This window comes from bacterium (genome assembly GCA_030655055.1).
Lineage (GTDB): Bacteria > Edwardsbacteria > AC1 > AC1 > EtOH8 > UBA5202.
Map to the genome: position 1 here is coordinate 1 of JAURWH010000229.1, position 4,830 is coordinate 4,830.

Here is a 4,830-nt window from a genome sequence, read left to right on the forward strand (position 1 = left end):
ATGCTTTCCATCTTGGACTGCATCATCTGGGCCTGCTTTAAAATATCCCCCATTCCTTTAGCCATAGAAACTCGTATCCGTTCTTATATTTTATCTTTGATTTTTTGTTTTTGATTTTATAAAACTTCGCCTTCCACCTGGTCCAAAAAGCCCTTGATCTTGGCCGAGCCCAGCGCCTGGTTCCGGCGCCGGTCGGTCTCGTCCTTTAGGCTGGCCCGCACCGGCAGGCCGCCGGCCGCCGGCCCCGTTTCCTGTGACACCTGGCAGGACAGCTTTAGCTTCTGGCCCCATAGGCGGAAAGTTTCCTCGTCCAGCATGGTCTGGTTGGTCTTGTTCTCCAGGGAATCGGTGAAGAATTTGGAATTGGCGCCGTAGATAACTGTCAGCCGTCCGTCGCTGATGCCCACGGGCCTGGCCGCTTCCAGACAGGTCCCCAGAAGCATGTTGCGGTTTTTGATGGATGATACCAGGTCCTTCCACAGGCTTTCAAAATCACCGTTCAAGACCGCGGGCGCAGCTTTAAGCTCTTCCCTGACCGGGGGGGCGGCATAGACCGCAGCCGGGGGCTGTCGGACCAAGGGAGGTGCAACCGCCGCGCTTTTCAAGCCGGTTGGTTTTACCTCATCCCTGCCGCTGTTCTGCGCCGGCCTGGGGTTTGGTTCCGGGCCGTTATCCCCTCCCAAACCGTTTATCAGTTCCTCGATTTTGACGGTCTCGTCCAGGTCAGAAAGCCTTAAGCAGGCCGCTTCCAGCACCAGCCGGGACTGGCTGCTTCGCTTCATGGTGGTCTCTGTTTCCACCAGTATCCTTACCATCCGCAGCAGATCGCGGCCCTGGATCCCGCCGGCCTGTTTCAGATAATTCTCCCGGGCATCGGCCGGGACGTCGGACAGCGCTATGCCAGGCTGGCCGGCCGCTATCACCATCAGCTTGCGGAAGTGGGCCAAAAGACCCAGGGCAAATTCCTGCAGGTCGTAGCCGCCGGAGGAAACCTGTTCCACCAGTTCCAGCAGGCCGGCCTGGTCCCTGCTCCGGATCAGGTCCACGGTCTTGAAGAACAGGGCCTCGTCCACCAGGCCCAGCACCTGCCGGGCGTCCTCGGCCGTCAGCTTCTGGCCGCCGTAGGAGATCAGCTGGTCCAGCAGGCTGATGGCGTCGCGCATCGAGCCTTCTGATTTCTGGGCCACCAGGTACAGGCAGTCGTCCGTGGCCTGGACCTCCTCGCCCTCCAGCATTCTTTTGACGTAATCCACCACTACCGATACCTCCACCTTGCGGAAGTCGAAGCGCTGGCAGCGGGACAGGATGGTGATGGGAACCTTGTGGATCTCGGTGGTGGCAAAGATGAAGATGGCATGGGCCGGGGGCTCCTCCAGCGTCTTCAGCAGGGCGTTGAAGGCCTCCTTGGTCAGCATGTGGACTTCGTCTATGATGTAGATCTTGTACTTGCCCTGGGTGGGGGTGTATTTGACGTTCTCCCTCAGGTCGCGGATCTCGTCGATGCCACGGTTGGAGGCTCCGTCTATCTCCAGCACGTCGATGCTGCGGGAGCCGGTGATCTCCACGCAGGAGGGGCACTTGTTGCAGGGGGTCTCGGTGGGGCCTTCGGCGCAGTTCAACGCCTTGGCCAGCACCCGGGCGGCCGAGGTCTTGCCCACCCCCCGGGCCCCGGAGAACAGGTAGGCGTGGGCGATGCGCTTGGATCTGATGGCATTGCGCAAGGTGGTGGTAACGTGCTGCTGGCCGATCAGCTGTTCAAAATTCTGGGGCCGCCACTTGCGGGCTAAGACGAGATACGACATAAAAAACCAGCATCTATAATAATTACTAATGTCTAAACTCTAAACTCTAAACAAATATCAATTACCAAAGTTCAAAACGACTGTTTGAGGTTTGTGGCTTGGATATTATTTAGGATTTCGATATTAGGTTTTAGGGTTTAAGTAAATGGGCCAGGCTTATCCGATAACAAGGAGAGGTCGTGCTTACCGTTGCTACCTTCCGGTCCTGGCGGGGTTGGCAAACATCACTTCCATCGGGCCCGGCCCAATATTGATTTTAACAGAGGACGGTGGTTTTGTCAACAAGTTTGGGCCGTTCCCAAATAGGAAGTATTAATGGGGGCAATAAATAAGTACCATTTTTATTAGGAATCCATGAAGCCATGAATACTAAACTGTGGGAGCCCTGATTGATTCCTGCTTTCCTGGCTTCCTTATAAAATAAATTCGTTTCCTTTAGAGTGCTATGCTTCAAATTAAGTGACCTGGTTAATAACAAAAAAAATGGGAAATAGGAACCACTGCCCTTGGTTTCACTTCCCATCTCCCACTTAGCCATTTCCCATTTATTTCTGTCTCTCCAGCATCCTCTTTATCCCCGACTGCACCACCTCCAACTCGGCCGAAGTGCAGGTCTTGTCCAATCCCCGGACCCCATAGAAATCCTTGTTCAACGGCCGCCACAGCTCGGGGTCGTACAGGCCAAAGATGGCAAAGGTGGGCGCGCCCACCGCCGCCGAAAGATGCATGATGCCGGTATTATTGCACACCACCAGCCGCAGCTGGCTGATGACCCCGGCCAGCTGCCGGATGTCCAGGCCGGGCAGGGGTGTCACCTTGGCGTTGACCGCCCCCAGGAACCGCTCGCCCAGGTCGTCCTCGCGCGGCCCCCAGAACACGGCCACCTGGAATCCCAGTTCTCCGGCCAGCCAGTCGGCCAGGGCCGCGTACTTCTGGTAAGGCCACCGGTTCGGCGTGTTGTAGGCGCCCAGGTTCAGGCCGATGGTCTTCTCCGGAACCAGGTGGTGGTCCCACAGCACCTTCTGGCCCTGCTCCTTCTCCTCCGGAGTCAGGCAGACCTCTTCCGACAGGTCGCCGGTGGTGATCCCCAGGTGCTCTAGGATCAAAAGGCTGCGTTTTGTTTCGTGAATGGGCGAAACTGACGGAGCAGACAGCACATTGTAAAACAGGTTGGGCCGGAAATCATAGAACGGCATTTCCGCCGTCCCCAGCCGGTAGCGAGCCCCGGACAGCAGGCAAAGTACATCGCTGGAAAGCGAGTGGGAAACCGTATTCAGGACGATGCACAGGTCGTAGGCCTGCCGCAGGCCATGGAACAGCTGGAACAGCCTTTGGGGCGTGGCCAGTTTAAGCTTTTCCGGATAGACCAGCACCTGGTCGATATTGGGGTTGTTCTGCAGGACGGAGTTGGTATAATAGCGGGCCAAAACGGTTATTTTGGCTTGGGGGAATCTTTGCCTTAAGGCCCGGTAGACCGGGGTGGTAAGTATCAGGTCGCCCAGCTGGTCGTGCTGCCGGATCACCAGGATGCTTTTGACCGAACCAAGGTCCACCTGGTCCGGGGAATAAAGCACGTCTGGCAGGAAGGCAGAGAAAAGGCCGATCAGGGCCTTCTTGAATATTTTTTCAGTTTTGGGTATGCGCATGAGGGTGATTTTACTGTAGTAGTATTTTGGAGGAACAAGAAGCTGTTAACATTTGCCGTGTTACGACGTGGCAAGTACGTTCATTGTTGGCTTTGCTTGATGTTGCACAAGTACTTTGAATGCTCCATTCTCCCCTGTCTGCCAAATTGGTATGGAGGTTCTTCGTAATCAAACACCAGCAGTTCCTCTTCTCTTCGTGATGCAATCCCGATGACTCTTCCATTGGGATCTATTATTGCTGTTGGTGTTAACTGATTTCCGGATATGCTATTCGCAGAAACAACAAACATTGCATTTTCGAAAGCTCTTGTTTGCAAGAGACCCTTCATCATTTCGTATCTGTCGATATCGTCTCTTTCACCGGAATGTGCGAAACTCACCAATGCAATTGGGATACTCTCTGCAAAAAGTTCTCTGAAGTATTCCGGGAAGTCTGCTTCATAGCAGATCCTCGTGCCGATTTTCACACCGCCAATTACAAAGAATCCCTTCTCTTTGCCTGCTGCAAAATTGTTCTTGTCCCATCCCCATAAAGCCCTCTTTGCATAATATGAACTGCCGCTGTTCGGTCGTAAAATCGCGACTACATTGCATACATCATCTCCAATACTTTGTATCCTTCCAAAGACAAGGGTCATACTGGTGCGGTCTATAATATGCTGCAGCTTTTCTTGATAGTAGTCTTGCTTCTCTATCTCGTACTTTCCTTTATCATCAATCATTTCCTCAAAATATCCACATAGCGCACATTCTGGCATAAGCAGAAGCTCCACCCTATTCTGAATAGCTTCTCTTATTCCCCGCTCGATAGATATGAAGTTGTTCTCGATATTGTGGTCACAGGCAAACTGAAACGTACCTATCTTCATATAGACCTCAATGTAGTTGAAATTTGCAGCCCACCAGATGGAAAGCTACTGAAGTAATATCGCCCCCATTATACTTCCTTCCCGGTGCAATATTCTTGCTTACTGGTGCAATGCGGTTGCTTAATGTTACAAAGTGTTTGCTTAAAGGTACAATGCGCTTGCTTAAGGGTGATATATGCTTGCTTACTGGTACAATATAGTTGCTTAAGGGTGCAATACACTTGCTTACAGTTGCAATGTGCTTGCTTGGTGTTACAATGTGGTTGCTTACAGGTGCAATATGCTTGCTTAAGGGTGACTAACGGTTTCTCCCCTGTTCCCTAACGTTCCTCCCCTGTTGCAATGTGTATTTCCCCTGTACCCTGCCATCTGACCCCTGATCCCTAATGGTTTCCCCCTAGTTTAACCTACAGTTCCCCTGTTACAATGTGCATTTCCCCTATTACAGAATGTTTCCCCCCTGTTCCCTAACATCTAACCCCTAATCCCTAACACTTCTACCCAGTTACCTAA

General features: G+C 52.8%; 3 protein-coding genes and 1 other RNA gene. All 4 read right to left on the reverse strand.

The window, feature by feature from the left end:
* Positions 1-116 precede the first annotated feature (116 nt).
* The 4 genes from dnaX to Q7U71_10850 all read right to left on the reverse strand — a co-directional run bounded on the left by dnaX (position 117) and on the right by Q7U71_10850 (position 4,317).
* Positions 117-1,802 carry a DNA polymerase III subunit gamma/tau gene (dnaX, locus tag Q7U71_10835; GenBank protein MDO9392252.1) on the reverse strand — a complete coding sequence of 562 codons (1,686 nt, stop codon included), beginning with the start codon at positions 1,800-1,802 and terminating at the stop codon, positions 117-119.
* A gap of 145 nt (positions 1,803-1,947) precedes the next feature.
* Positions 1,948-2,047: signal recognition particle sRNA small type (gene ffs, locus Q7U71_10840), an RNA gene on the reverse strand.
* Between the two features lie 300 nt (positions 2,048-2,347).
* Positions 2,348-3,448: a glycosyltransferase family 9 protein gene (locus tag Q7U71_10845; GenBank protein MDO9392253.1), complete on the reverse strand. Its 1,101-nt coding sequence runs from the start codon at positions 3,446-3,448 to the stop codon at positions 2,348-2,350.
* Positions 3,449-3,528: 80 nt separating this feature from the next.
* A complete protein-coding gene (locus tag Q7U71_10850; GenBank protein ID MDO9392254.1) occupies positions 3,529-4,317 on the reverse strand; it encodes a carbon-nitrogen hydrolase family protein in 789 nt (262 codons plus the stop codon).
* Between the last annotated feature and the right edge of the window lie 513 nt (positions 4,318-4,830).

Excerpts from the sequence above, each read along its gene's own strand:
- dnaX (MDO9392252.1), bottom strand. The coding sequence starts at position 1,802 with ATGTCGTATCTCGTCTTAGCCCGCAAGTGGCGGCCCCAGAATTTTGAA.
- Q7U71_10845 (MDO9392253.1), bottom strand. The coding sequence starts at position 3,448 with ATGCGCATACCCAAAACTGAAAAAATATTCAAGAAGGCCCTGATCGGC.
- Q7U71_10850 (MDO9392254.1), bottom strand. The coding sequence starts at position 4,317 with ATGAAGATAGGTACGTTTCAGTTTGCCTGTGACCACAATATCGAGAAC.